A 24,268-nucleotide genomic window follows, 5' to 3' on the forward strand; every position below is an offset into this window, starting at 1 on the left:
GACCCGGAAGTTCATGCGCAATACGCCGATGGTTGGACCAACAATCTGCGCAGAGTGTCTATAGTTAAGAATGATCAACTGTGCACATTGTATAGCTAGGAGGGGTTAGTGAAGATCGACGAATTGGACGCCAGGATCCTGGAGGAGTTCTCCTCGGACCCACGGATGTCGGTCCTGGAGGCCTCCCGGACCCTGGGGGTCGCCCGGGCCACGGTGCAGTCGCGGCTGGATAAGCTCACCCGTGAAGAGGTGGTCACCGGCTGGGGACCGCACCTTTCGGCCGAGGGGCTCGGATACCCGGTGCGCGCCTACTGTTCCCTGGTGATCCACCAGGATGCCGGTCACGACGGTGTGGCCGCCGCCCTGTCCGAGGTCCCCGAGGTGCTCGAACTCCAGACCGTCTCGGGCGAGTCCGACCTGATGGCCACCATCGTGGCCACGTCCAACGACGACCTGCAACGGGTCCTGGACGCGATCATTGCCACCCGGACGGTGTTGCGCAGTTCCTCGTTGGTGGTGCTGAACTCGCCCATCCCGTTGCGCATGCTGCCGCTGGCGAGGGCGGCTGGCCAGCGAGCGGATAGGTAGTTGACACGTATTGGTGCCTCAATCAAGAACGTCCTAACGCCTAAGTAGCGAAATCAATCCAACAATGCGCGCTCTGGCTGCTTAAAAAGCCTTGAGGAATGGATTCCAAGGGCGGACCGTGGAACCGCATTCGTGTTGAGAGCCGTGTGCGTCTTGAATCGGCCAGCCAGTAAAACTGATAGATGGATGGCATACAAGAACGCAAATCAGGGCCAGTTTCCAAGCTGGTCCGATGAGTCATTGCGTTGGTGGTGTTGATGACGACTAGATCTCCTAGAAAACCCCGTCGATGTTCTGAGAGACGGTCGCACCACCTTCCTCTTTCGGCGGGATGGAGAAAAGCCGTCGTGTGTGAGAAAGGTGGGGAGAGCAGTAACCGAGGCGGGGATAGACGTCCTAAAAGCCGAACGATCCGTCCTCCCGGGCCAGCGAGGTGATCGTCATTAGGGCGCTCATTCTAGTCACAACTTCAGAATCCGGTTGGAGGCTGTCTGTCCATTCGTCGACAGCATCGGCGACATCTGTTGCGAAATTATGTACTTCTAGTTGCAGTTTTCCGTTTACAGAATTGCAGTGAATACTGTTGCCGTTTGGTAGTGGGCTGGTGAATTGGAACTCGCGAAAGACTCGGTCCACTGCATTCTTCATATTTCCTGCGGTGTCGAATGATCCTTCGTGCAGCACAGCGCACCGTAAGGCATAGAAATCGATCCCGTTGATCCAAACCGTGCCCTTGTCTGTGTACGATTCGGTCAGTCTTGACGTGTATTTGTGACTGAAGTTCTGGTCGATCCATCGAACAAAACGAGTGCCTTGCTTAGTATTTGGCCAGGCTAATTTGCTGGCTATGTCGGGAAGCGTCAGGGCAAGGGTCAACGCGGAGTACCAATTCTTCTGTTCTACGGCCGTCCGCACGGCGCTCGTTAGATGTTTCATAAGTGGAGCATATTTCCCGCTTGTGACAGTTGGGGGTCGAATCATGCCTTGGCGTTGAAATTGGCTTTGCTCTGTATCTCGGGGCCGCTCTAATGCCGTCCCATCAGCAGCCGGTATTTATGTGTGACACGGACGCATAAGGCTCGAAAAGTAACTGAGGCAATTCGTGTTGCAGATTGTTGCCGTTCAGCTGGCGGTCTGAACGCTTGTCGCTAGCCTCGCTGCATGAACACGATCTAGCCCACCGGCCGCTCCAGACCCAAGTGCCCGCGCAGCGTTTCGGTCGGGTATTCGGTGCGGTAGAGCCCACGACGTTGCAATACCGGCACGACCCGGTCCACGAACTCCTCCAGCGAATCAGGCAGCATCGGCGGCATCAGGTTGAAGCCATCGGCGGCCCCCGAGGTGAACCAGCGTTCGATGGAGTCGGCGACCTGCTCGGGGGTTCCCACCATGGTGCAGTGGCCTCCTCCTGCAGCCATCCGGCCCAGCAACTGACGCACGGTGGGGCTTTCGGCCTCGACGATGCGCAGGATGGTGGCGTACCTGCCCTGCGGTCCGCTGAATTCCGTCGCCGGCGGCAGTGCCGGAACGGGGGCATCGAGCTCCCAGTCGCTGCAGTCCTGACCGATGAACGTCCCCAGCTGGTCCAGTGACTGTTCGGTGGGCAGCAGTGCATCCACCTCGGCCTGCTTCGCCAGCGCTTCGCCCTCGGTCGATCCCAGGAAGGCGACTAGGCCGGGCATGATCGCCACCTTCGCCGGATCCCTGCCCTCGGCGGCAATGCGCCGCTTCATATCCGAGTAGTAGTCCTGCCCGCTGGCCAGATCGTAGGCCACCGCGTAGATCCCCTCGGCATGGCGTGCCGCCAACTGGCGACCGGATTCCGAGGCCCCGGCCTGGAACAGGACCGGGCGGCCCTGGGGTCCCCGGGGGACGTTCAAGGCTCCGGCCACCCCGAAGTGCTCCCCGGAGTGGTTTACGGGTCTGACTTTGTCGGGATCGGCGAAGAGCCCGGCGCGGTCGGCGAGCACGGCATCGTCGGCCCAGGAATCCCAGAGGGCCAGGGCGACGTCGATGAACTCGGCAGCCCGGGCATAGCGTTCGGGACTGGGCGGCATGGCATCCATCGAGTGGTTGCGTGCCTCGGCGTCGAACATCGAGGTGACCACGTTCCAACCGATGCGTCCGGCGCTGATGTGATCCAGTGAGGCGAGCATTCTTGCAGCGTGGTACGGGGTGTAGAAGGTGGTGGAGACGGTGGAGATCAGCCCGATCCTGCTGGTGCTCCGCGCCATGGCGGCCAGCGCGGTCAACGGTTCGAAGAACCACCGGGGACCGGCTGACGGGTTCCCCGCCGAGTGTCCGTCGGCGAAGAACACGGCGTCGAACAGTCCGGCCTCGGCGGTTTGGGCCATCCGTTCGTAATGCTCGATGCTGCCCAGCTGTTCGACCGCAGAGTCAGGGTGGCGCCAGGCTGCCTGGTGGTGCCCGCAGGCATTGAGGAAGGCGTTGAGATGTAGTTGGCGTGGCGCCGTTTCGGCGGTGTCGGTTGTATGTGCGCTCATCTCTAGTTCTTCACCAATCCGCCGTCGACCACCAGGTTCTGCCCGGTGACCGCACGCGCCCAGGGGGAGGCGAAGAACAGGATCGCGTCGGCGAATTCCTCCGGGGTGGTGACCTTGCGCAGGGGGGTGGAGGAGGCAATGAAGTCGAAGACCTCATCGGGGGTCGCTGCGCTGGCGTCGGTGGTGCGCAGCAGGCCTCCGGAGACTATGTTCACCGAGACCTGGTGTTGGCCCAGATCTGCGGCCAGTGTGCGGGTCAGGGACAGCAAGGCCGCCTTGGCTGCCGTGTAGTCGTGATAGGGGACTACGGGATTCTGGAACAGGTTGGTGCCGATGTTGATGATCCGCCCGAAGCCGTGTTCGCGCATTCCCGGTAGCGCCGCCTGGGTCGTGTTCAGGGCTCCGCGGACGCTGCCGGAGAACTGGGAGTCGAACTCCTCCCAGCCGATCTCCGCGGCCGACGAGCGGGCATCGCCGTTGAAGGAGAAGTCGGCCAGGGCGTTGTTCACCACCGTGGTCACCGGGGAGCCGAAGTGCGCTTGTGCGCTTTCGAGCATCGTTGCGACCTGTACCGGGTCGGTGACATCCGCCTGGATGGCCAGGGCCTGGTCGGGGCCGTGGGCTGTGGCAATTTCCTCCGCCGCCTGGGCTGAATGGCGGTAGTTGATGATGACGCGGGCGCCTTGTGCGGCAAAGGCTTCAACGATGTGGCGGCCCAATCCGCGGGCGCCTCCGGTGACGAGGACAAGCTGGTCTGAGAGGTTCATCTGGTCTCACTTTCGTAGCTGCCGGTTGCAGCGGGTAGGTGGTGCTGGAGGGGGGGGAGCCCCGCAGACAGAATCGCCGGGGGAGATGAGTGAAGAAGACGGCGGACACAGCGCAAGGCAGAGGCAAGGTGTCTGCATGCCCGACGGCGGATAGCTGGCTTCGTGCGGGATCCTCAGCTGCGGGGCAGCTGGCGGGAAGGCATCAAAAAACTGGCCGGGCGGTGCCACGGCAGGATGCGGAGCGCCAGGGTGGACGCCGGCAACGCATGGCGGAATCGGGCAGTGGGGGCGTGACTCGGCGGGGCCGTCCACGGTGGGCCATGAGGCGAATGAGCACCTGCAACATCCCTTCGCTAGTTCGAACTAGATCAGGTTCAACGGGTGTTCTCTCAGCCAGGAATCCTGGCACCCCGTGTCACTGCTTCACACCCTACACACCTGCAGCAGCGATTCGACAACTTCGTTTCCCCGTGTACAGTCTGTGCTGAACACGGGAGTCCGGTGAGCCGGGCTGAGAGGAAGCTGATCAAGCTTCGACCGTCGAACCTGATCTGGATCATGCCAGCGCAGGGAGGCAAAAACTCCAAATCCCGTGCCCTGTTCACTCAACAGAAGGGGCACGACAGTGCACTCATCAACCACGCCTTCAACGGCGCCGTCCCTGACGCGCCGACGCTTTTCCTTCGACCTGAAGGACCTGATGCTCATCGTGGTCCTCGGCGTCGTCTTCGGCTTCCTCTACTGGGCACTGGTCCAGGCCTCGGCCGGGCTGACACTGGTCCTGGGCCCGCTCGGGGACCTCTCCTCGCACTTGCTCTTCGGCGGGTGGCTGATCGTCGCCCCGATCGCCGTCGCCATCATCAGACGACCCTTCGCCGGGATCCTCGCGGAGGTCATTGCCGGTGGGGTGGAGGTCGTTTTCCTCGGCTCGACGGCAGGACCCATGCTCTTCCTGGTGGCCGCCATCCAAGGTCTGGGCAGCGAACTTCCCTTCGCCCTGCGTCGCTACCGGTCCTTCAGCTGGCTCACCTACGCCTGCTCCGGACTGCTCGGAGCAGGATTGGCCTTCGCCGTCTCGGCCTTCCGTTTCGGATGGTACGGCCAGGATTTCTTTGTCATCCGGCTCATCGTTCAACTGCTCTCCGGGCTCATTCTCGGCGGTCTCCTGGCCCGCAAGACCGTTAACGCGCTGGCCAAAACCGGCGTCGTGGACAACTACGCCATCGGCCGGGACCTGCCAACCGCCGAGGGAGCATGAAACCGGAAAGTACGCCGGTAGTCGTGCTTCAGGACGTGACCGTGACCTACCCCCGAAGGCCGGCGCCGGTCCTGGATCGGGTGACCTTGAGTCTAGAAGCAGGCGAACAGGTCATCATCCTGGGGCCCTCGGGGGCCGGAAAGTCGACGCTTTTAAACCTGATGACCGGGGTCATCCCGCATTCGGTGGCGGCACGGTTCACCGGCCGGGTCCTCGTCGCTGGTCAGGACACCGCTCACACCGGCGTCGCCGAATTATCGCGGACCGTCGGCGTCCTGGCCCAAGACCCCGAATCGGCGATGTGCATGCCCGATGTGCAGCGGGAAATCGCCCTTCCACTGGAGAACCATGCGGTCCCCCCACGAGAAATCGAGAGTCTGATCGATGAGGCGCTGGAACAGGTCAACGGAGCCAGCCTCAAGGACAGGTCAACACGGCAACTCTCCGGCGGCCAAGGACAACGGGTGGCCTTGGCCGCCAGTCTGGTCGCGGAGCCACCGGTGCTGCTGCTCGACGAACCCACCTCGATGCTCGACGCCGAAGGCATCTCATCGGTGCGCCGAGCCATCGACCGGGTGGTGCACGACCGTGGCCCCGCCGTGGTGCTGGTGGAACACCGCATCGACGAGTATGCGGGAGCCGACGGCGTGGCAGGGCTCCCCGGACGGGCCATCGTGCTCGACGCCGACGGTGCCCTGCTGGCCGACGGCCCCACACGGAGCGTGTTGGAACAATCGGCACGCCAGCTCGTGGACGCCGGGTGCTGGACACCGTTGGAAACCGAGCTGCAGGCGGCGTTCGGCACAGAAGGCGGCTTGGCCTCGCCCATCGTCCGCGAAGAATTGCTGCACTGGGCCCAGGGCCAACCAACGGTTCCGCAGCCGACGCAGGCCACCGACAGCGTGGTCCTCTCCGCACGAGGCCTCTCGATCACCCGGGCGGCAATCCCTGCCCGGAAACGACGCCGCGAACCCGCGATGATCAGCCCCCAACTTGAAGGCATCGACTTGGAACTACGCTCCGGGGAGATCGTCGCCCTGTTGGGCGCCAACGGGACGGGCAAGACCAGTCTGTTGCTCGCGCTCGCCGGGCTGCTGCAACCACTAGCCGGCACGATATCGGGGGACCGGCCCGGACTGGTCTTCCAAAACCCCGAACACCAATTCGTGGCCACCACTGTCCGAGAAGAAGTTGGCCATGGACTGCCGACGCTCATCAACGGGCGTCCTGCCCAAGAGAAGATCGATGACCTGCTGGCCGAACACCGGCTGACGCATCTGGCCGCGAGTAACCCCTTCCGACTCTCGGGCGGAGAAAAGCGGCGGCTCAGCGTCGCGGCCATGCTCGCTCATTCACGCAACGTCCTGTTGGCAGACGAACCGGGCTACGGGTTGGACCGGAAAGCCACCATCTCGATGATGGGAGCCTTCCGGGACGCGGCGGCCGACGGACAGTCGATCCTGTTTTCCAGCCACGATCTGCGTAGTGTCGCGAGCCTGGCCCACCGGGGAATCGTCATCGCCGAGGGAACCATCATCGCCGACGGGCCGATTTTTGACGTGCTGGGCGACCGAGACGTCTTGGCCAGGGCAGGGATCGTGCTGCCCCCGCTGCTGGACTGGCTGCTGGGCCTCGGGAAGAGTCCGGAGCAGATCAAGAACATCCTGGCTGGTCTGGATCAAGAAGTGGCTGCTGCGGCACGGATGCCGGTGCCCTCGTGAGCGCGGCCCCCTTTCCGTGGGTCGTCACGACCACGCCCTTGGGCCGTCGCAACCCCACCATGAAGCTCGCCCTGCTCTTCGTGGTCTCCTTCGCCTTGCTCTTCGTCTTCGACCCGCTGACCCCGGCCCTGCTCTATCCGTTGGCGCTGGCCGCCGTACTGATCTGGGGCCGGCCCTCGCCCCGGATGCTGCTGCTGGCCCATATCCCGTTCCTGGGGTTTGCACTCGGGATGCTCATGATCAATGCCATCACCCGGCCGGGGGAGGAACTCTTCACGGTTCTGGGCCTTCAGGTCAGCGTCGAGGGAGTGAACCTGGGGACTTCCCTGGCCCTGCGCACGTTCGTTCTGGGGGTGTTGTCGATCGGTTTCGTCCTCTCCACCGATGCCGTGGCCCTGACCGACAGCCTGCATCAACAGGCCAGACTGGGTCCGAGGCTCTCCCATGCCGTCCTGGCCGGCTACCAGATGCTCCAAGACATGCCGGGCACCTGGCAGACGATCCGCCAGGCCCATGCCGTACGGGCTCCCGAGTCGGCACCGGGGGTGCGGCGACCCAAGATCCGGGAGTTCGGCCAGGCTGGCTTCTCCCTGATGGTGGTCTCCCTCCGCCGGGGTGAGCGCATGGCCCAGTCGATGGAGTCCCGTGGCCTGGGGCTGGCTCCACGAACGATCTGGAAGCCCATCAGGCTTCAACGAGCCGACTGGATCATGGCTCTGGGCGTGCTCACCGTTTTAGCTGTGGTGCTCGGTCTGGGTGTCACGGGTGGGTGGATCAGAGGGTACTCCGCTCTCTGGGAGTAGACCGGGAGTCGGGCTCTGCACGGCCTACCTACCTTCGCTTGGTAGGCTGCATCCTTTGCGCCCCGGTGAGAGGAAGACGGTATGAGTCAGGACCCCAGTACCTTCCGGAGGAGTGCGCGCGCGATGAATAATCGTGCGACCAAGGCCAAGAAGCTCGCCCGATTCCTCTGGGATCGGCATCTGGGGCCCGAGGAACTGGCCCAATACACGGATCAGGAACTGCGCTCCATTGCCCGGGACGCCGGAGTGCATCCTCCCTCAACCGGTGAAACCTGGGAGGCGACCGCCGAATTGCTCGCCGCCCAGGAGAACTGGTTGGAGAAGCATCCGAACCACCCGCTGGGTGAACGACACTTCTTCGCCGAAGGCTGGCAATACGAGCCCGGGTTCGGCAGCTAAGGAGCTCGCCTCCTGATGAGCAAAAAGTCGACCGGCCGGACCCCTGATCTAAGTGCCCGAGTTCGACAGACACGTGTTTCTGCTCCGAAAGGCAGGAGGACGCCTCGCTGGTTCAGGAGGTGGCGGCGTTTTAGCGTGGTGGCAGGGCAGACGCCAACGCAGCAGCCAAGTCTCCACGGAGACTGACATGCAACTCGCACCCATGTTCTCGGCTGCCGGCGGCGTCCTGACGACGGCAGGTTGCGCCTCGTTGACACCCCGGACCGTCGCGACCGTGGTGGTGGACGATGATTCATCGGCCACCACGACTGAACCCGAGACCCAGGCAGGGGCAGGGTTTAGGGCAGCGGTGGCCGGGGTGTTGCCTCGGGTGATGGCCGGTGGGCTGAAGGGGTTCAGGAGTGGGGCGATGGTCCCTGCAGTAGCCTCGAAACCATGAGTGCGGTACGCGGGCCCGGCCGTTTGCCCCACCATGCGCCGTTCGTCCGATTCTGGGCAGCTTCCACCGTCTCGGACTTCGGCACCTACGTCGCGCTGCCTGCTGAGGTCGCCCGCGGTCGACTGTGCGCCAGGAGCGGAGCTACGACCAGGACTGCTGCGCCTGCTCAGATTCAAGAGCTTCAGCAACAAACTTCTGCCCTCTAAAAATAAGCACTCCGACCCCGACGAAGAGCGCAGTAAAGACAAGTCCAATAGGCGCACCGGCCAAGCTGATCAAACCGAGAAGGCAGCAGGCGATGAGCACCATCCAGGCTGCAGTGGAGTAGGTGCCTGGAGAAAACCTTCGTTGTTTATCTCCGAACTTAACTTGGCGCTTTCCATTCGTGTAGGAAGCACTATTTTCTTGGCCTCCAAGGTATTCAATCCGAGGCCCCTCGGTTGGTCTGAAGCCGTTGATCGAAGTGGCATCACTCGTGGGCTCAGACTGTATTTGTTTTTGGCCTGCTGGACGCTTGGCTTTAGTTGGTGCTTTTTCCGGAACATAAGCGTCTGGCACATCATAGGAGGGTGCCTCAGGAACGAATTCGGGCAGCGATGGCATCGTTCTGAGCCAGTCGTCTTTCAAATCAGTGGCGCGGGCACCTTGGACCGTAAGTTCGACGGCCAATCCTGAACCCTTGAGTTTGGACCAGACGGCGAGGGTCCTATCCATGTCGTGAGCGTGGGCAATGGTCGGCAGAAAGTGCAGTGAACTTGCAGCAGTAAGTTGTCCGACGCGTTCGTCGTCAAGGCGTACTTCTACGAGTTCTCTGATAGATCCGTTCTTGAGTGTTTTTTCGATGTGGTGCATGGTCAGCACGACCAGGCCTTCTCCGGATGCTGGAACGTATTCGAAGAGATGCGGCAGGTGCTGGTCTTCTCCTGTGACTTGGAGTGCATTGCCCCACGGCAGAATTGCGACGTTGTTGAACTTTTGTGTGTTCAGCGGAAGCAAGAGTCCGGGATCGGGCAGGGCTACACGAATATTTACTTCTAATTCGAGTGTTGTTCGACCGTTCCTATCCCATTTATGTCGGTTGTAGGCCAGCACGTTGCCCGTAGTTTTGGCGACCGCTCCGGATGCAGCTATGCGGTGTATTTCCGGGTGCCACTTCTTGGCGTCTTCGTTGGAAAGGTAGCCAACAACTTGATCATCTATGCGGGCGCTGACAGCCTGCCCGTGCGATCCGAAAGGATTGTCCGGTTCCGGAACTAGATGGACTGGAAGGTCAACCCTTTTTGAATCATCACCTTTGGGGCGCCCGCCGATCAACTTGACGATGGAGCTTCGACGGAAGTACTCGCCGACCAGATCAACTCCGGCCCATTTGGCGTTAGGTATTTCATAATCTATCAAGTTGCCCCCGCGTAGCTATTTGAACATTCTTCGTTGAACTTTCGACGATATTTGATTTGCCCCGAGAGGTCTATTCATCGCGATCGCCTCGGGACTTGTGGGTCGCCGCCACGTTCATTGCAGTGGGCGCGGCACTGCTGGCCATCTCACCGTTCCGCGCCGTACGCCTAGAAGACGTCATCCTTGACGACGAAGAAACCGCCGGTCAATAAAAGGCGTGGGTCCCGAGGAAAAATACGCGTCATAGGTGTTGGAAATGCCCGGGCACCCACGTATGCTGACTTATTGTCACTTCGACAATAACTCTTAACAGCCTCGGGAAGGAGCAGGGATGGAGTTCGCCAATGTCTCCGAACGCCAGGCCATGAGCCCGGAATTGGCCGTCTCGACGGTGATCTTCGCCCTGCGTGATGAACTCCGGGACGGGGAACCGGCCGGACGCCGGACCCTCTGGCTGCCGCTGATCCGCAGGACCCGCGAACCCTTCAGGGGCCAATGGGCACTGCCCGGCGGTCCCCTGGGCGCCCGGCAAACCCTGCAGGATGCCGCCGCCGGCAACCTGCGGGCCACCACCGGCCTGGCCCCGAGCCACCTCGAACAGCTCTACGCGTTCGGTGGGCTCGATAGGTCCCCGGCCCACCGGGTCGTCTCGATCGTCTACTGGGCCCTGGTCCGTGAGGAACATCCCGACGCGCCGCAACTGGTGAAGGACCCCCATGTCGCCTGGTTCCCCGCACGCGACGAGGCCGTGATCGACGCGCTGGCCTTCGACCACGCGGACATCGTGCGCTACGCGCTGTGGCGACTGCAGAATAAAGTCGAATACTCTTCGATCGCCCACCGCTTCCTGGGCCCACGCTTCACCCTGGCCCAGGTCCAGGAGGTCTACGAGGCCGTCCTGGACCGCCGCCTCGACGCCGCGAACTTCCGCCGCCACCTGCGCGGAGCCTCCGGCATCGAGGCCACCGATGAATACCTGCACGGGGGCAAACACCGCCCACCACGCCTGTACCGGTACGCGGGGGATGTCGCCGTCGTACCGCAAGAGACCACCAACACGGAAGAACAGCGGGATAGATCATGACCAGTGTCAACAGCACCATCCAACAACTGAGCCTGACTCCTGTCGGGGACGGGGCGGACTCGGGGGTCTGCACCACCGATCTGGTGAAGTCCCCCTGGGACCTCGATACCGGGCTGCCCGCCTACGGGCCCGGCTCCTCCATGGATGACGTCGCCCCGGCCGACACCCCGCAACAAGGGGTGATCCCGGAAAAGTACAGGAGTGCGGACGACGCCGAACTCGACGCACGCATCCGCGCCGCCAAGGAAACCCTGGGCGAACGGTTGGTGGTGCTCGGGCACTTCTACCAACGCGACGAGGTCGTCCAGTACGCGGACTTCATCGGTGACTCCTTCCAGCTGGCCAACCAGGCGCTGAACCGCGAGAGGGCCGAATACATCGTGTTCTGCGGGGTGCACTTCATGGCCGAGACCGCCGACATCCTCTCCCAGGACCACCAGCAGGTCATCCTGCCCAACCTGGCCGCCGGCTGCTCGATGGCCGATATGGCCGATGAGTCCTCGGTGGAGGAGTGCTGGGAACAACTCGAAGACCTCTACGGCACCGAACCCGACGCCGCGGGACGGATCCCGGTGATTCCGGTGACCTATATGAACTCCTCGGCGGCCCTGAAGTCCTTCGTCGGCCGCAACGGCGGGATCGTGTGCACCTCATCCAATGCCACGACCGTGTTGGAATGGGCGTTCGAACGCGGCCAGCGCGTGCTGTTCTTCCCCGACCAGCACCTGGGCCGGAACACCGCCAAGGCCATGGGCATCCCCCTGGAGCAGATGCCGCTGTGGTCACCGGCCAAGCCCCTGGGCGGGAACACCGCCGAGGAGCTCCAGGATGCGAAGGTGCTGCTCTGGCACGGTTTCTGCTCGGTGCACCGCAGGTTCAACACCGGTCAGATCGAGAAGGCGCGGGCCGAGTACCCGGGAGTGAACGTCATCGTCCACCCAGAATGCCCCATGGAGGTCGTCGACGCCGCCGACTCGGCAGGATCCACCGACTTCATCCAGAAGGCCATCGCCGCGGCCACCGAACCGACCACCTTTGCCATCGGTACCGAGATCAACATGGTCAACCGGCTCGCCGACCAGTACCCGCAGCACAAAATCTTCTGCCTCGACCCGGTGATCTGCCCCTGTTCCACGATGTACCGGATCCACCCGGGCTACCTCGCCTGGGTCCTGGAGGAACTCGTTGCCGGACGCGTGGTGAACCAGATTTCCGTCCCCGAAACCGTGGCGTCCAACGCCCGGGTGGCCCTGGAACGGATGCTGGCGGCGCGCCCATGAGCAGCCGCTCCGTGAAGGAGTCCTTGGACCTGGTGATCGTGGGGTCGGGGGTCGCGGGACTTTATGCCGCGATCACCGCCGTCGAACACGGCCACCAGGTCACCCTGCTCACCAAGGACGCGCTGGCCGACTCGAACAGCTGGTACGCCCAGGGTGGGATCGCCGCCGTCGGACCCCGGGGGACATCCCGCGGGGATGAGGTGGCCAGCCATATCGAGGACACCCTCACCGCAGGGGCCCGGCTGAACGACCCGGCCGCGGTGCGGTCCGTGTGCTCCTCCGCCTGGGAGCATATCGAAGCGTTGATCGGGCTGGGAACCACCTTCGACGCCGACCCCGCGGGGGACCACCCTGCCCTGGGGCTCGAAGCCGCCCACACCCACCCCCGCATCCTGCACGCCGGAGGAGACTCCACCGGGAAGGTGATCGCCTCCACCCTGATCGGTGTCTGCCGCCGATTGGCCGGACAGGGGAGCCTGCGCATCCTCGAGGACGCCTTCGTCACCGACCTGGTGGACGACGACGGTGTCATCACCGGGGTGCACTACCTCCAGGCCGGGCAATGCCACCGAGTTCAGGCCGACGTCGTACTCCTGGCGACCGGGGGGATCGGCTCACTGTATGAATGGACCACCAACCCCGCGGGGGCCACCGGTGACGGGGCCGCCTTGGCGTGGAGGGCAGGAGCCCTGGTGGTGGATGCCGAGTTCGTGCAGTTCCACCCCACCCTGGTGCGCGCCGGCCGGTTCATGGTCTCCGAAGCCGTCAGGGGAGAAGGCGCGGTACTCATTGACGGAAACGGGCGGCGCTTCATGGAAGAGGTGCACCCGGCGGCCGAACTGGCTCCCCGCGACGTGGTTGCCCGGGCCATTCATCACGTCTATGCCATGGGTGGCCAGGTGTTCCTGGACGCCCGGGCCGTGGAGGCAGCGAAGGGACGGGGGTACCTGGCCCGGAGGTTCCCCTCCATCACCACCCGGTTGGCCGCCCTAAGCCTGGACCTGGCCGTCCAACCCGTCCCGGTCACCGAGGCCCAGCACTATTGGATGGGCGGGGTCTACGCCGATGCCAGGGGGCGCACCACCGTCCCCGGACTGCGGGTCGCGGGGGAGACGGCCTGCACCGGAACCCATGGGGCCAACCGGCTCGCCTCCAATTCGCTGCTCGAAGCACTCGTGCACGGCTTCGCAGCGGCCTCCACCCTGGGGGCCTCAGACGCCCGGCAGGCCTCCACTCCCATCGAATTCGAATATGTGTTCGAACTTGATGGGGGGTGTAGAGAAACGCCGGCCGTTCCGCTGACCCGGGAAGGGCTCCAGGACCTGGCCACCGCCCAGCTGGGCGTGGAACGCACCGGGGAGGGCTTGTCCCAGACCGCAACAACACTGGCCGGTGCCCTGGCCGGATCGGGGGCCGCCACGCGGGAGGAGGCGGAGCTGCGCAACCTGATCACCGTGGGGCGCCTCATCGCGGAAGCCGCCCTGGCCCGCACCACCTCCATCGGCGCCCACTACCGCACCGATACCCCCGATGCCGTGACCCACGGGCCACGGGTGCGGACCGGCTTCGTCCGGGCAGCCCCGACACCGCCGCCACCCTTCACCGGCACGGGGGCAGAGGACAACCACCTGCTGCTCACCGGCACCCCCAACTCCTGAGGAACGAATGACCACTGTGCACCACGGACCCACCCCCGCGGCCCCTTCAGTCGCCGTGAGCGAACCGATGCCCGTGCCGCAACGCGTCGTGGAGAACATCGTCGAAGCCGCGCTCGCCGAAGACAACCCCACCGGCGACCTGACCGGTAATGTCCTGCTGCCCGCAGATGCCACGGCAACCGCCGACGTGATCGCCAGGGAACCGGGCATTGCCAGCGGCCTGGGGGTCTTCGCCACCACCATGGTCTTGACCGACCCGGCCCTCACCGTGGACCTCGCGCTCGCCGATGGGCAGCCCTTTGCCGCCGGAGACGTCCTGGCCACCGTCAGTGGGTCGGCCCGTTCGGTGCTTGCCGGTGAACGCGTCGCGTTGAACCTGCTCCAACGCCTCTCGGGGATCGCCACCCTCACCCGAGCCTTCGTCGACGCCGCCGTAGGGACGTCCGCGAGGATCGCCGACACCCGCAAAACCACCCCCGGGCTGCGCGCCCTGGAACGCTATGCGGTGCGTTGCGGCGGTGGGCATAACCACCGTGGGTCGCTCTCCGAGGCAGTGATGGCCAAGGACAACCATCTGGCCCTGCTGGGTACCGGTGCCGAGCTGACGGCGGCCCTGCGTGCGGCCCGTGCCCGACTGGGGCATACGGTGCACTTCGAGGTGGAAATTGATGGGCTCGACCAGCTCGACGCGGTGCTGAACGCCGCGGTGGATACCATCATGCTCGATAACTTCACCCCGGCCGACCTCATCGAAGGGGTCCGCCGCATCAACGGTGCCGCCTATGTGGAGGCCTCGGGGAACGTCACGTTGGAAACCGTCGCCGAACTGGCAGCCACCGGGGTCGACGTCATCTCCTCCGGTGCGCTCACCCATTCGGTCAGGTCCCTGGACCTGGGGCTCGATGTCCGCATCGGCGGCGCCGCAGCCACCACCGCCGCTACCGACGCCGTGGCGGGGCAGGGAACGGTGCGGACGTGATCTACCTCGACGCCGCAGCCACCACACCGGTGAAGCAGGAAATCCTCGAACTGATCTGGCCGCTGATGGCCCGCGATTTCGGTAACCCCTCCAGCACCCACTCTCTCGGGGAGACCGCTGCCCGGGCCCTGACCTATGCCCGCACGACGGCGGCCAGCACCCTGGGGGTGCGCACCGGGGACATCGTGTTCACCTCGGGCGGCACCGAGGCGAACAACCTGGCGATCATTGGTCTGGCCCTGGCCAACCCGCGCGGCAGACACGTGGTGCGCTCCGCCATCGAACATTCCTCGGTTCGTGAAGCCTGCGACTACCTGCGCCGTCACCACGGGTTCAGCATCGACGTCGTCCCCGTGGGTTCCGAGGGCCTGGTGGATCCCGCGGTGCTCTCGGGGCTGCTGCGCGAGGACACGACGCTGGTCACAGTCATGGCGGTCAATAACGAAATCGGGACCATCCAACCCCTGGCCGAGATTTCGGCCGCCGCCCGAGCCGTCGGAGCGCTGATGCATAGCGACGTCGTCCAGGCCGCCAGCTGGTTGCCCCTTGTCGAACTGGCCACACACCTGGACGCCCTCAGCATTTCGGGTCATAAGCTCGGGGGGATGAAGGGGGCCGGGCTGGCCATGATCCGCGGGAAACTGGCCGTGGAACCGGGACTGCACGGTGGCGGGCAGGAACGCGGACGCCGTTCGGGAACCGAAAACGTGGCCGGCGCCGTGTCCACGGCTACCGCACTACGGTTGGCCACCGAGGCGGTGGCGGGCTTCGAGGACTCCCGAGCCAAGGCAAACTATCTGATCGACACCGTCTTGGAAGGGCTCAACACCGGAAGGCGCCCCGGGGAGGAGACCGCGGTGCTCACCGGAGACCGCCAGCAGCGGGTGCCGGGCATCGTCTCCTTCACCTTCCCCGGGGCCAACGGGGAAACGGTCCTGCTGGAACTGGAACGGCGCGGCATCATCTGTTCCTCGGGGTCGGCCTGCGCCGCCGGATCCGCCGAACCCTCACCGGTTCTGCTGGGGTTGGGGCTGGACCCCGATCTGGCCCGCACCGCCGTCCGGTTGAGCTTCACGGCCGAGACCACCGAGGTGCAACTGACCACAGCGGCCCGCGCCGTCATCGCGGCGGTGCAAACGGTGACCGACGCAGGCCCCCACGTTGCCGCACCCACCTCGGAGGCGTAGTTTAAAAGTATCGACCGTCACCGCACCCTAGGTGCGGTGACGGCTCCGAATGGCATGACGAAGAGACTCCCGGATCAGCCGGCCGCCTCTTCCACTGGTGGAAGGGAGCCTGCCATGGCAACGAATAATACGACAACGAAGAGCCGTGACCGCACGGGCATCGTCTGGTTTGTGCTGGGAATCGTGATCATGGCGATCTACGGGATCTCAGCAGTGCTGGTGCAGAACCCCTTCGTGGACCAGACCCATACCCCGCTCTGGCTCGGCGTTATTGTCGGTCTCGTCATGGTGATCTTCGGGGTCATCGGGATGACCAAGCGCCGCCACCCGGGACACTACTAACCGCTGGCGGCGCCTACCGGGCGGATCAGCTGCTCAGCCAAGCCATTAGGCCCAAGGCCGAGTAGACGTCACGGATCTCTTGGCGTCTGGCCAGCTTTGTCGTGGCCAATTTCGTGAGGTATTCACCATCCAAGGCGTCCGTGAACTGGGTGCTATCGTTCTTTTCCATAGCGGTACTCAGAGCTTTCTGCGCTGCGGTCAGAGTCGATACCTGCCAGTAGTTCACGCCGATTCGATTCGCGGTGGCGACGAATTCCTTACGCTGCTCCGCGGTAACTGTTGGCTCGGGGACCTCGAGGTTTTCCAAGTGAGCGGGAAGGACGTCTCCCTCCGCGAAGGGTGCCTGAAACCGTGTGGGCTTGCGAAGGTTTGCTCCATTGCCCCAGGACTTTGGAGACGGGACGCGGCGCATGGAACCGTAGGCCGAGGAAAACCTGTTCCTGTCGAAGGGATATGCCTTGAGATCACCGGCGAAAGTATCCATGAGGTCGAAGCCGATCACGTTTGCTTCTCGGGCCTCTAACGGGATCGAACTGGCCAGCCGGTAGGCATCCACGGAGTAGAGCGGGTCCAGACGTGATCCAATCCGGCTCCACAGAACCGAATTCTGCCCGATGTGGTAGCGGTTCCGTACTTGGGAGTACATCGCGTCGCCGATGAAATCGGTGGGTACACCACTGGTCGACAGTTTCATCCACTCTTGGTGCAGGCGGGTGCCGATGCTTTTCTCCGCCGCACTGGTATAGATCTTCTTCCGGTCTGGAACGTGGGGGACCATGCTATTCATCAAATCGAGTCCCGTGAATCCACTCTCGTCAAGATTCCTGAATCGGGGCCCGTAGAACGTCCTGAGTACTTCCCCATAGCCGCCGCCTGCGGCGACCACCGAGGAAGTTAGTTCACGACCCGTCGGTCCGGTGGAGGTCATGCCACCGCTGTAGAACAAGGGGGCCAGCAACCGTTCATGAACGCCGGAGGCCGGCGCCGCGGTGAGGCCTCCATTGAGCGTCCGCTGGAGGTTGAAGACCCCAGCGAGTCCATCGGCAATTTGCCGATCTGTCGTGCCCTCCGGCCCGGAGCAGAAGAAGCTGAATCGGTCAGTGCAACCGGCCTCGACCATGGCCGCCAGGACGAGCCGTGAATCGAAACCACCGGTGAGGTGGGCGACGCGGAACTCGCTGGGCATTTTGGAAATGGCCACGACAGATTCCAGAACACGCCTGCGGACGCGTTCAAGCCCCTGAACGTAGGACACTTCCGGGCTACGCATCTCTTCGGCCAACGCATACTCGCGCCTCCGGGCGCCGCTGGGGTCCAACTCCCAATAGGTGAAGAGGTCGAGCCTGTCGACACCGTCGTAGCTGGAGGGGGTCAGGCCACCGTTGCCGAGCACGAGGCGTTCGAGCTGATAATCGACGCTCTTGGAGGGAAAGCTGCCGGCAGCATTGGCAGCGCGGATCAGTGAAACGATGTCACTCGAGATGAATTCGGTACCTCCCGCTGAATAGTGGAAGACCAGCGAACCGCCGAGGGGGTCCGGAAGACATAAGGCCTCTTGCGTGTGCTCGTCGATCATGAACAAACATGAGGGGTTCGCGATGTTGGTTGACCACCAGTTGGCCAGACTCGTCGCGTCACCCGAGACAACTGAGCCCGGGATCACTGCCGCCACGTCGGAGCTATTGATCAACACCCGTTCGCCGCAGATCGCGGCGCCATCCAAGGAGAACGACCGAGGGCCGACCTGCGCCACGGGCTGCGGGGTGAGGAGGGCGAGGAAATCGCCGGCACGCGTGAGGCCGGGCAGATGGGGAATTCGTCCCCGCAGGAGGACCGGCGCCCGAAATTCAGTACGATCCGGGGTCGTGCCGGTCGTGCTGGTCGGAGCTTGTGCGGCGTTGGGGCTTTGCAGTCCTGCGTCGGGAGAGATCACCCCTTCATGCTATCCGCTGGCACGCAGGCTAGCGGGCGACTTCGACGCCGACCCGCCCGTTCTCCACGCTCCAGCGTTGGTCCAGACTCACGTTCTCCAGGAGCCGGCGGTCGTGGGTGACCAGCAGGAGCGCCCCGCTGTAGGACTCCAACGCCTCCTCGAGTTGTTCGATGGCTGCCAGGTCCAGATGGTTGGTCGGTTCGTCCAGGACCAGCAGGTTCACCCCGCGGGCCTGCAGGAGTGCCAGTGACGCCCGGGTCCTTTCGCCGGGGGAGAGGTCGCCCACCAGGCTGGCCGTCTGATCGGCCTTTAAACCGAATTTGGCCAGGAGGGTCCTGATCTGCCCGGACCCCATCTCCGGGACCACCCGTTCGAAGGCTGCCCCCAAGTCCAGGGACTCGTCCAGCTGCCCGCGGGCCTGGTCGATTTCGCCGATCGCCACGCTGGCACCCAGCGACGCCGTCCCCGACTCGGGGGCGGTGGATCCCAAGAGCAGGCGCAACAGTGTGGACTTTCCTGCACCGTTGGGCCCGGTGATACCGATCCGGTCCCCGGCATTGACCTGGAGCGAGGCCGGCCCGAAGGTGAAGGACCCCTGGGTGAGTACCACGTCGTTGAGCGTGGCCACCACCGAGGAGGAGCGGGGGGCGGCGCCGATGGAGAACTGCAGCACCCATTCCTTGCGCGGCTCCTCCACCTCGTCCAGCCGGGCGATGCGCGACTCCATCTGTCTGACCTTCTGCGCCTGCTTCTCCGACGACTCGGCGCTGGCCCGACGACGAATCTTGTCGTTGTCGGGTGCCTTGCGCATCGCATTGCGTACCCCCTGGGAGGACCATTCGCGTTGGGTCCTGGCCCGGGAGACCAGATCCGACTTCTTCTCGGCGAACTCGTCGTAGGCTTCGCGGGCATGACGGCGGGCGACCTCGCGTTCGGCGAGATAGGCGTCATAGCCGCCGTCGTAGACCGAGACCTTCTGCTGCGGCAGATCCAGTTCCACGATCCGGGTCACACAGCGGGAGAGGAATTCGCGGTCGTGGGACACCAGCACGACGCCGGTGCGCAGCCCCCGCACGAAGGCTTCCAACCGTTCCAGCCCGGCCAGGTCCAGGTCGTTGGTGGGTTCGTCGAGGAGCACCAGGTCGAAGCGGCTCAGCAGTAGCGCCGCCAGCCCTACTCGTGCCGCCTGACCGCCGGAGAGCGACGTCATCAAGGTCGTGGGGTCCACCAGCAGGCCCAGTTCGGCCAGCACCGGGGCGATTCGGTCCTCGAGATCGGCGGCGCCGGACGCCATCCAATGGTCGAAGGCCGCGGAGTACGCGTCGTCGGCGCCGCGGATGCCGGAACCGAGTGCCTCTGCACTGGATTCCATGTCCGCGGTGGCCTGTGCACAACCGGTCCGTCGGGCCAGATAGGCGGAGATGCTTTCGCCCCGGAGGCGTTCGTGCTCCTGGGGCAGCCAGCCAATGAAGGCCCCCTGCGGGGATGCGGCCACCGATCCGCCCTGGGGAGTGTCGAGGCCGGCGAGCAGACGCAGCAGCGTGGATTTACCGGCCCCGTTGGCGCCGACCACCCCCACCACGTCGCCGGGCGCAACGGTGAAGTTCAGATCCGAAAACAGGGTGCGGTGGGCATGGCCTCCGGAGAGGTCCTTGGCCACGAGGTGGGCGCTCATCCCACCATTCTAGGGACGCTTCACCCCCGGTCCCGACCGGTCGCCGCCAGCCCTCAGTCCCTGGCCTGGACCGAGGCGCCGAGTTTGCGGGTCAGCCGGGTCAGTTCCGCGAATTGGGTCACGTCCAGGGCGGAGCCCAACACCTCGTGGATATGGCGGACATGTTCGCGGCCGATCTCGCGTTGGATGGTGCTGCCGGCCTCGGTCAGCCAGAGCCGCATCGCGCGCTGGTCCTGCGGGTCGGCGGCACGGGCGATGAAACCCTTGGCCTCGAGCCGGTCAACCATCCGGCTCAGGCTCGGCTGGCTGAGCAGGACGTTCTCGTTGAGCTCACCCAAACGGATCCCACCCTCGGGGCAGCGTTCGAGGGTGACCAGCACGTCGTATTCGCGCATCGTCAACCGTTTGAACGCCGGATGGCGTTGGAGTCGTCGCATGATGGTCACCTGGGCCCGGAACAAGGACTCCCAGGCCTGGGTGGTCTCACGGAGGGTGGCGGGCCTAGACATGGGACTCCTCGGGGGTCTTCTCAGGCACCGGGACCTCGTTGCGGGCGGTGGCCGGCTTGATGCCTGCCCGCCGAGCAGCCAGCAGGTTGGCGTGGGTCGGGGGTTCGGGGTGGTCTGCGGGTTTGCGTTTGGCGTATTCGGCACGCAGCTCGGGCAGCACCCGTTCGCCGAACAGGTCCAACTGGTTCAGCACGGTTTTCAGCGGCAGGCCGGCGTGATCGACGAGGAAGAGCTGACGGTGGTAGTCCCCGAAGTACTCCTGGAACGTGAGCGTCTTCTCGATCATTTGCTGCGGGCTGCCCACGGTCAGCGGGGTCTGGGACGTGAAGTCCTCCAGGGAGGGCCCATGGCCATAAACCGGGGCGTTGTCGAAGTAGGGACGGAACTGTGCCACGGCATCCTGGGAGTTCTCTGCCAGGTAGAACTGACCGCCGAGACCCACATAGGCCTGATCGGCCCGGCCATGACCATAGTGTTCGAAGCGCTGACGGTAGAGGCCGATCAGTTCCTGGTAGTGCTCCTTGGGCCAGAAGATGTTGTTGGCGAAGAACCCGTCACCGTAATAGGCGGCAATTTCGGCAACCTCGGGTGTGCGGATCGAACCGTGCCAGACGAAGGGGGCAACGGAATCCAACGGGCGGGGAGTGGAGGTGAAGTTCTGTAGCGCCGTGCGGTGCTTACCGGACCAGGAAACGTTCTCTTCGTCCCAGAGCCGGCGCAGCAGGTGGTAGTTCTCCACGGTCAGTTCCACCGCATCCGCCGAGCTCTTCCCGAACCAGGGATAGACCGGGGCGGTGTTCCCTCGCCCCAGGACCAGATCCGTGCGGCCTCCGGATAGATGTTGGAGCATCGCGAAATCTTCGGCAATCTTCACCGGATCGTTGGTGGTGATCAGCGTCGTGGCCGTGGAGAGGGTGATGTGTTCGGTGTGGGCGGCAATATAGGCCAGCTCGGTGGTGGGCGAAGACGAGAAGAACGGTGGGTTGTGATGCTCGCCGATGGCGAAGACATCCATCCCGATCTCTTCGACCTTCCGCGCGATCGCCACCATCGCGGTAATGCGTTCATGCTCGGTCGGCAGCTGACCGGTGGTGGGGTCGGCCGTGATGTCACTAACCGAAAAGACGCCGATTTCCATGGTGCTCCTTCGTGGATCCGACCTTCAGTATGTCAGAAGATATATGCATTTGCATATAAGAACATCAGTCATCTCTTGGGTATTCCCGTGTCCCGGGGCCCGATGGTGTGGCGACGCGGTGAAAGGGTCTGCCGTTAACGAACGGTGGGACGGGTCTGACCCGTCCCACCGTTGAAAACACCGACAACCTATGTGAGCGCGAGCGACTTATTCGTTGCCGCGGTGACCTCGGCGAGCAGGTCGGGGTTCTCGTTGAGCTTGACCCCGAAGCTGGGGACGATCTCGGTGAGCTTGGATTCCCAGCCGGCGAAGTTCTGCGGGAAGCAGCGACGCAGGACCTCGATCATGATCGGTGCAGCGGTCGAAGCGCCCGGGGAGGCGCCCAACAGCCCCGAGATCGAGCCGTCGGCACTGGTGATGACTTCGGTACCGAACTGCAGGATACCGCCACGCTTCTTATCCTTCTTGATGACCTGTACGCGCTGGCCGGCGGTGATCAGTTCCCAGCCGTCTCCCGAGGCATTGGGGTAGTACTCGCGCAGGGCCTCGTTCTTGGCCTCGCGGCTCTTGAGGACCTCGGTGACCAGGTACTTCACCAGGCCGAGGTTGTCCTTGGCAACGGCGAGCATCGGGATGAGGTTACCGGGACGAACCGAGGCGACCAGGTCCAGGTAGGAACCCGACTTCAAGAACTTGGGTGAGAATCCGCCGTACGGGCCGAACATGAGCGAACGCTTGCCGTTGACGAAGCGCGTGTCCAGGTGTGGGACAGACATCGGCGGGGCGCCCACGGACGCCTGGCCGTAGACCTTGGCATGATGGCGGGAAATGACATCTTCGTTGGTGCTGCGCAGGAACTGTCCGGAGACCGGGAAACCACCGAAGCCATGGGCCTCGGGGATGCCGGCGGCCTGGAGCAGGTGCAGGGCGCCGCCACCGGCACCGACGAACACAAACTTTGCGTTCACGGTCTGCTTGTCCCCGGTGGCCCTGTTCTTCACGGTCAGCGTCCAGCCGGCGCCGTTGCGTTCCAGCCCGGTGACCTTATGGCCAAAGTTCAGATCGACCCCGTCCTCACCCAAGTTGGCAACCAGCTGGCGGGTCAGCGAGCCGAAGTCGACGTCGGTGCCGCCCAGAACTCGGGAAGCGGAAACCCGTTCGCCGGGGTTGCGGCCTTCGGCCACGAGCGGAGCCCATTCGGCGATGGTGGCGAGATCCTCGGTATGCTCCATCTGCTCAAAGAGCGGCTGGGTGCGCAGCGAGTCGTAACGCTTCTGGAGGTAGTCGGCGCTGTCGGAGCCGTGGACGAAGCTCATATGCGGCAGCGGGTTGATGAAGGAGCTGGGAGTGGAAATCCGCTTCTGGTCCACCAGATGGGAGTAGAACTGGCGGGAGACCTGCCACTGTTCGTTGATGCCCACTGCCTTGGCGGGGTTGACCTTGCCATCGGCGCCGAGTGGGGAGTAGTTCAGTTCGCACAGTGCCGAGTGGCCGGTACCCGCGTTATTCCACGGGTCGGAGGCTTCCTGGCCCGCCTGATCAAGGTTCTCGAACAGGGCGATATCCCAGCTGGGTTCCAGCTGTTTGATGAGCGTTCCCAGCGTTGCACTCATGACCCCACCGCCGATCAGGGCAATATCAACGTTCGATGAGGTGGTTTGGCTCGGCACAGGATTCTCCATCCGACGACTCTGGTGGCTTAAGCCAAGGTTAGCGCGGTCAGATCACCGCCATGAAATCAGGGGGTTCCCTGAGCCGCCCTAGGTGGCGAGCCTCACCCGGTCAAAGGGCTCGTCCAGGGTGGGACTGGTGGGGTAATGCATGACCGAATCGTCGGCCGCGACGGCGGAAATCGGGTAAGCCAGCGGAAGGGCGGGCAGATCTTTCGCCAGCTGCTCGCCGATCTGCTGATAGGTGGTGGCCCGTGGGTCCCCGTTGGGCATCGAACGCGCCTTGACGATCTTTGCGCGCACCTTCGGGGCGTCGTAACCGAATTCCGGTGACGTGGTGCCAAAGAGGGTACCGATGAAGTTGTCCGGATCCCGGTAGCCGCCGTTCCAGCCCAACAGGTGGAAGCCGGGACGCCGTCCGTTGACGACATTGTCCATATAGCCGTCTTCCCAATCGATCGGGTACGGCTTGATGTTGAAACCTACGGCGGTCAACTGAGCGCTGATTTCGGCATAGATCCGTTCGGGCATCGGCAGGTAGGCGCGGGTGACATTCAACGGATAGGTGAAGGGGATCGGCTCGCCGTCGTATGAGGAGCTCTTCAGCAAGGATTTGGCCTTGGGGACGTCATAGCCGAAGTAGGTCTGGCCGTCGGGCACCCCGAGGCTCGGCGGTACGAAACTCCGTGCTTCCTTCGTCCCGGAGATGAAAAACTTTTGGATGAGCTCTTGCCGGTTCACGGCGTGCGCCACTGCTTGACGGATCTTTCGATCCGCCAGCAAGGGGTTGGACTGGTTCATCCCCAAATACAGGATGGAGAACGGGTCACGCTGCAGGATCTGCTGGCCCTCACGAACAAGCTCACGCAACTCGCCGACGGTGACCATGTCATAGGCGGCGATCTTCTGCCTCCGCAGGGACTGCAAACGCGAGGA

Annotated in this window: 22 protein-coding genes and 2 riboswitches; of the genes, 12 read left to right on the top strand and 10 right to left on the bottom strand. The window is 63.9% G+C overall.

The window, feature by feature from the left end; all coding sequences use genetic code 11:
• The first annotated feature begins 108 nt into the window (after nucleotides 1-108).
• Entirely contained in the window at nucleotides 109-588 is a 480-nt protein-coding gene (locus ACT3UE_RS07340; RefSeq protein WP_444566483.1) for an Lrp/AsnC family transcriptional regulator, read from the top strand.
• Nucleotides 589-984: 396 nt separating this feature from the next.
• Here ACT3UE_RS07340 and ACT3UE_RS07345 read toward each other — a convergent pair whose 3' ends face one another.
• The 3 genes from ACT3UE_RS07345 to ACT3UE_RS07355 form a co-directional block, all read right to left on the bottom strand.
• Entirely contained in the window at nucleotides 985-1,524 is a 540-nt protein-coding gene (locus ACT3UE_RS07345) for a hypothetical protein (RefSeq protein ID WP_443427212.1), read from the bottom strand.
• A 236-nt stretch (nucleotides 1,525-1,760) separates the two neighbouring features.
• Complete coding sequence (locus ACT3UE_RS07350) at nucleotides 1,761-3,092, bottom strand: LLM class flavin-dependent oxidoreductase (protein WP_443390488.1); 1,332 nt, start codon at nucleotides 3,090-3,092, stop codon at nucleotides 1,761-1,763.
• Between the two features lie 2 nt (nucleotides 3,093-3,094).
• Complete coding sequence (locus ACT3UE_RS07355; RefSeq protein ID WP_444566484.1) at nucleotides 3,095-3,859, bottom strand: 3-oxoacyl-ACP reductase; 765 nt, start codon at nucleotides 3,857-3,859, stop codon at nucleotides 3,095-3,097.
• A gap of 328 nt (nucleotides 3,860-4,187) precedes the next feature.
• Nucleotides 4,188-4,282: riboswitch (TPP riboswitch) on the bottom strand.
• Between the two features lie 57 nt (nucleotides 4,283-4,339).
• A riboswitch (TPP riboswitch) is annotated at nucleotides 4,340-4,449 on the top strand.
• Between the two features lie 35 nt (nucleotides 4,450-4,484).
• Between ACT3UE_RS07355 and ACT3UE_RS07360 the strand changes: the two genes are divergently transcribed.
• The 5 genes from ACT3UE_RS07360 (at nucleotide 4,485) to ACT3UE_RS07380 (ending at nucleotide 8,479) form a co-directional block, all read left to right on the top strand.
• Nucleotides 4,485-5,117 carry an ECF transporter S component gene (locus ACT3UE_RS07360; protein ID WP_443390490.1) on the top strand — a complete coding sequence of 211 codons (633 nt, stop codon included), beginning with the start codon at nucleotides 4,485-4,487 and terminating at the stop codon, nucleotides 5,115-5,117.
• A 41-nt stretch (nucleotides 5,118-5,158) separates the two neighbouring features.
• Entirely contained in the window at nucleotides 5,159-6,838 is a 1,680-nt protein-coding gene (locus ACT3UE_RS07365) for an ABC transporter ATP-binding protein (RefSeq protein WP_444566485.1), read from the top strand.
• Nucleotides 6,835-7,641, top strand: a complete 807-nt coding sequence (locus ACT3UE_RS07370; RefSeq protein ID WP_444566486.1) for an energy-coupling factor transporter transmembrane component T family protein — start codon at nucleotides 6,835-6,837, stop codon at nucleotides 7,639-7,641. Before ACT3UE_RS07365 ends, ACT3UE_RS07370 begins: the two co-directional genes overlap by 4 nt.
• Nucleotides 7,642-7,764: 123 nt before the next feature.
• Entirely contained in the window at nucleotides 7,765-8,040 is a 276-nt protein-coding gene (locus tag ACT3UE_RS07375) for a hypothetical protein (protein ID WP_444566487.1), read from the top strand.
• A 187-nt stretch (nucleotides 8,041-8,227) separates the two neighbouring features.
• Nucleotides 8,228-8,479, top strand: a complete 252-nt coding sequence (locus tag ACT3UE_RS07380; protein ID WP_444566488.1) for a hypothetical protein — start codon at nucleotides 8,228-8,230, stop codon at nucleotides 8,477-8,479.
• Between the two features lie 141 nt (nucleotides 8,480-8,620).
• Here the strand turns inward: ACT3UE_RS07380 and ACT3UE_RS07385 are convergent, their stop codons facing one another.
• On the bottom strand, nucleotides 8,621-9,877 hold the full coding sequence (locus ACT3UE_RS07385; RefSeq protein ID WP_444566489.1) for a hypothetical protein: 1,257 nt from the start codon (nucleotides 9,875-9,877) through the stop codon (nucleotides 8,621-8,623).
• Nucleotides 9,878-10,208: 331 nt separating this feature from the next.
• On the opposite strand from ACT3UE_RS07385, the gene ACT3UE_RS07390 reads away from it, so the two are divergent.
• The 6 genes from ACT3UE_RS07390 (at nucleotide 10,209) to ACT3UE_RS07415 (ending at nucleotide 16,407) form a co-directional block, all read left to right on the top strand.
• Nucleotides 10,209-10,961 carry an NUDIX hydrolase gene (locus ACT3UE_RS07390; RefSeq protein ID WP_444566490.1) on the top strand — a complete coding sequence of 251 codons (753 nt, stop codon included), beginning with the start codon at nucleotides 10,209-10,211 and terminating at the stop codon, nucleotides 10,959-10,961.
• Nucleotides 10,958-12,241: a quinolinate synthase NadA gene (gene nadA, locus ACT3UE_RS07395; protein WP_444566491.1), complete on the top strand. Its 1,284-nt coding sequence runs from the start codon at nucleotides 10,958-10,960 to the stop codon at nucleotides 12,239-12,241. The genes ACT3UE_RS07390 and nadA overlap by 4 nt, the downstream gene beginning before the upstream one ends.
• A complete protein-coding gene (gene nadB, locus ACT3UE_RS07400) occupies nucleotides 12,238-13,899 on the top strand; it encodes an L-aspartate oxidase (RefSeq protein WP_443390498.1) in 1,662 nt (553 codons plus the stop codon). Before nadA ends, nadB begins: the two co-directional genes overlap by 4 nt.
• A gap of 67 nt (nucleotides 13,900-13,966) precedes the next feature.
• Nucleotides 13,967-14,878 (top strand): carboxylating nicotinate-nucleotide diphosphorylase, encoded by a 912-nt coding sequence (gene nadC / locus ACT3UE_RS07405; protein WP_443390508.1) that lies wholly within the window; start codon nucleotides 13,967-13,969, stop codon nucleotides 14,876-14,878.
• Nucleotides 14,875-16,065: a cysteine desulfurase family protein gene (locus ACT3UE_RS07410; protein WP_444566492.1), complete on the top strand. Its 1,191-nt coding sequence runs from the start codon at nucleotides 14,875-14,877 to the stop codon at nucleotides 16,063-16,065. The genes nadC and ACT3UE_RS07410 overlap by 4 nt, the downstream gene beginning before the upstream one ends.
• 114 nt (nucleotides 16,066-16,179) lie before the next feature.
• The gene (locus tag ACT3UE_RS07415; protein WP_086998515.1) at nucleotides 16,180-16,407 is read left to right on the top strand and encodes a hypothetical protein; all 228 of its coding nucleotides are present in this window, start codon (nucleotides 16,180-16,182) and stop codon (nucleotides 16,405-16,407) included.
• Nucleotides 16,408-16,432: 25 nt separating this feature from the next.
• Here the strand turns inward: ACT3UE_RS07415 and ACT3UE_RS07420 are convergent, their stop codons facing one another.
• The 6 genes from ACT3UE_RS07420 to ACT3UE_RS07445 form a co-directional block, all read right to left on the bottom strand.
• A complete protein-coding gene (locus ACT3UE_RS07420; protein WP_086998518.1) occupies nucleotides 16,433-18,340 on the bottom strand; it encodes a hypothetical protein in 1,908 nt (635 codons plus the stop codon).
• Between the two features lie 28 nt (nucleotides 18,341-18,368).
• Nucleotides 18,369-20,015, bottom strand: coding sequence for an ABC-F family ATP-binding cassette domain-containing protein (locus tag ACT3UE_RS07425; RefSeq protein WP_444566493.1), 1,647 nt, complete (start codon nucleotides 20,013-20,015; stop codon nucleotides 18,369-18,371).
• A 53-nt stretch (nucleotides 20,016-20,068) separates the two neighbouring features.
• A complete protein-coding gene (locus ACT3UE_RS07430) occupies nucleotides 20,069-20,524 on the bottom strand; it encodes a MarR family winged helix-turn-helix transcriptional regulator (RefSeq protein ID WP_444566494.1) in 456 nt (151 codons plus the stop codon).
• Nucleotides 20,517-21,662 (bottom strand): LLM class flavin-dependent oxidoreductase, encoded by a 1,146-nt coding sequence (locus ACT3UE_RS07435; RefSeq protein ID WP_444566495.1) that lies wholly within the window; start codon nucleotides 21,660-21,662, stop codon nucleotides 20,517-20,519. Before ACT3UE_RS07435 ends, ACT3UE_RS07430 begins: the two co-directional genes overlap by 8 nt.
• A 188-nt stretch (nucleotides 21,663-21,850) precedes the next feature.
• Nucleotides 21,851-23,344 (bottom strand): malate:quinone oxidoreductase, encoded by a 1,494-nt coding sequence (locus ACT3UE_RS07440; RefSeq protein ID WP_245806665.1) that lies wholly within the window; start codon nucleotides 23,342-23,344, stop codon nucleotides 21,851-21,853.
• Between the two features lie 78 nt (nucleotides 23,345-23,422).
• Nucleotides 23,423-24,268 (bottom strand): ABC transporter substrate-binding protein (locus ACT3UE_RS07445; protein ID WP_444566496.1); only part of this gene is annotated, 846 nt, incomplete at its 5' end.

This window comes from Arthrobacter sp. 179, from assembly GCF_052379645.1.
GTDB lineage: Bacteria > Actinomycetota > Actinomycetes > Actinomycetales > Micrococcaceae > Arthrobacter_H.

Coding starts and splice junctions, on each gene's coding strand:
- ACT3UE_RS07380 (WP_444566488.1), top strand. CDS start 8,228: ATGCAACTCGCACCCATGTTCTCGGCTGCCGGCGGCGTCCTGACGACG.
- ACT3UE_RS07425 (WP_444566493.1), bottom strand. CDS start 20,015: ATGAGCGCCCACCTCGTGGCCAAGGACCTCTCCGGAGGCCATGCCCAC.
- nadC (WP_443390508.1), top strand. CDS start 13,967: ATGCCCGTGCCGCAACGCGTCGTGGAGAACATCGTCGAAGCCGCGCTC.
- ACT3UE_RS07355 (WP_444566484.1), bottom strand. CDS start 3,859: ATGAACCTCTCAGACCAGCTTGTCCTCGTCACCGGAGGCGCCCGCGGA.
- ACT3UE_RS07435 (WP_444566495.1), bottom strand. CDS start 21,662: ATGGAAATCGGCGTCTTTTCGGTTAGTGACATCACGGCCGACCCCACC.
- ACT3UE_RS07375 (WP_444566487.1), top strand. CDS start 7,765: ATGAATAATCGTGCGACCAAGGCCAAGAAGCTCGCCCGATTCCTCTGG.
- ACT3UE_RS07440 (WP_245806665.1), bottom strand. CDS start 23,344: ATGGAGAATCCTGTGCCGAGCCAAACCACCTCATCGAACGTTGATATT.
- nadB (WP_443390498.1), top strand. CDS start 12,238: ATGAGCAGCCGCTCCGTGAAGGAGTCCTTGGACCTGGTGATCGTGGGG.
- ACT3UE_RS07390 (WP_444566490.1), top strand. CDS start 10,209: ATGGAGTTCGCCAATGTCTCCGAACGCCAGGCCATGAGCCCGGAATTG.
- ACT3UE_RS07430 (WP_444566494.1), bottom strand. CDS start 20,524: ATGTCTAGGCCCGCCACCCTCCGTGAGACCACCCAGGCCTGGGAGTCC.
- nadA (WP_444566491.1), top strand. CDS start 10,958: ATGACCAGTGTCAACAGCACCATCCAACAACTGAGCCTGACTCCTGTC.
- ACT3UE_RS07415 (WP_086998515.1), top strand. CDS start 16,180: ATGGCAACGAATAATACGACAACGAAGAGCCGTGACCGCACGGGCATC.
- ACT3UE_RS07350 (WP_443390488.1), bottom strand. CDS start 3,092: ATGAGCGCACATACAACCGACACCGCCGAAACGGCGCCACGCCAACTA.
- ACT3UE_RS07345 (WP_443427212.1), bottom strand. CDS start 1,524: ATGAAACATCTAACGAGCGCCGTGCGGACGGCCGTAGAACAGAAGAAT.